Source organism: Streptococcus sp. SCPM-O-B-15294 (M123), assembly GCF_058200455.1.
Genome location: NZ_JBYQGU010000029.1, coordinates 1 through 1128, shown reverse-complemented (window position 1 = coordinate 1128; position 1128 = coordinate 1). Strand labels below are relative to the sequence as shown.

Annotated in this window: 2 protein-coding genes; both read left to right on the top strand. The window is 45.7% G+C overall.

The features are described 5' to 3' along the window. Positions 1-524 (top strand): PstC family ABC transporter permease (locus tag AC3E8G_RS10210; protein ID WP_490677651.1); only part of this gene is annotated, 524 nt, incomplete at its 5' end. Further along, a partial coding sequence (gene pstA / locus AC3E8G_RS10205; protein WP_490677650.1) for a phosphate ABC transporter permease PstA occupies positions 514-1128 on the top strand: 615 nt, incomplete at its 3' end. The genes AC3E8G_RS10210 and pstA, both read left to right, overlap by 11 nt.

The following is a 1128-nucleotide window of genomic DNA, read 5'->3' as shown; positions in this document are numbered from 1 at the left end:
TATACGGATTTATTGGTTTGCAAGTGGTGGTTCCATTTGTCCGTTCCATCTTTGGTGGGACAGGATTTGGGATCTTGTCAGGGGTCTTTGTCCTCTTTGTCATGATTCTTCCAACTGTGACCTTTATGACAACAGACAGCTTACGGGCAGTGCCTCGTCACTATCGGGAAGCGAGTATGGCTATGGGAGCGACTCGTTGGCAAACGATTTGGCATGTCACTTTAAAGGCGGCTCGCTCAGGTATTTTTACAGCAGTTGTCTTTGGAATGGCCCGTGCCTTCGGTGAAGCCTTGGCTATTCAGATGGTGGTCGGAAACTCAGCGGTTGTTCCAAATTCTTTAACAACGCCAGCTTCCACCTTGACCTCTATCTTGACCATGGGTATCGGAAATACGGTTATGGGAACAGTTAACAACAACGTTCTCTGGTCACTTGCCTTGGTGCTCTTGCTGATGAGTTTGGCATTCAACAGCGTTATCAAATTGATCACGAAAGAAAGAGGTAAGAAGAACTATGCACGCTAAAAAAATAGATAAGATAGCGACAGGAATTCTCTATGCTATTGCTGGAATTATTGTTACGATTCTTGCTTCTTTGATTCTCTATATCCTGGTTAGAGGGTTACCGCATGTGTCTTGGACCTTCTTGACCAGCAAATCCTCTTCTTACCAAGCAGGTGGAGGGATTGGGATTCAGCTCTATAATTCCTTCTTCCTCTTAGTCATTACCTTGATTATTTCCTTCCCACTTTCTTTGGGGGCAGGGATCTACTTGTCAGAGTATGCCAAGAAGGGCCCATTGACCAACTTGGTTCGGACCTGTATTGAAATCTTGTCTTCCCTACCATCGGTCGTGGTTGGTCTCTTTGGCTATTTGGTCTTTGTAGTGCAGTTCCAATATGGCTTCTCGATTATTTCTGGAGCCTTGGCCTTGACGGTCTTTAACCTGCCACAGATGACGCGAAACATTGAAGATAGTTTGCAAAACGTCCACCATACACAAAGAGAGGCAGGACTTGCGCTTGGGATTTCTCGTTGGGAAACCGTGATTCACGTGGTGGTACCGGAAGCTTTACCAAGTATCATTACGGGTGTTGTACTAGCTTCTGGACGGATTTTTGGGGAAGCA